A 516-nucleotide genomic window follows, 5' to 3' on the forward strand; every position below is an offset into this window, starting at 1 on the left:
CGACCCCGACGCCTTCGAGGACCGCGCCTTCGACATCGTGGCCGATCTGGGCCTCGACGCGCTGAAATCCGACAACCGCTTCTTCGACGTCCTGCCCAAGGGGGTCAGCAAGGGCCCCTCGCTGCTGCGACTGCTGACCCATCTGGGCGTGCAGAACCACAAGACGCTGGTGGCCGGCGACACGCTCAACGATCTGTCGATGCTCCGGCTCGGCCTGCCTGCCGTGGCCGTGGGCGGCTCCGAGCCCGCCCTGCTGGCCGAGGTCGAACCGCTTGATCATGTCCATGTCGCGCGCGGCATCGGCGTCGCCGGGATCGCCGAGGCGATCACCCACCTGAACCTGTTTCCGAAAAGCTGAAGGAGAGACCCATGTCGTCAGATCTCGTGATCGTCTACCACCGTCAGCCCTATGAAGAGGTCGAGGAGGACGGCCAGACCGTCTTCCGCGAGAACAAGAGCCCAAATGGCATCGTCCCCACGCTCAAGAGCTTCTTCGGGCGCGTCTCCCACGGGTCC

Annotated in this window: 1 protein-coding gene; it reads left to right on the plus strand. The window is 65.5% G+C overall.

Annotation, left to right across the window (positions count from 1 at the left end):
• A partial coding sequence (locus ACR0B3_RS24560) for an HAD family hydrolase (RefSeq protein WP_480811318.1) occupies window positions 1–358 on the plus strand: 358 nt, incomplete at its 5' end.
• Window positions 359–516: the final 158 nt, after the last annotated feature.

The organism is Ruegeria sp. CE9, assembly GCF_056537425.1.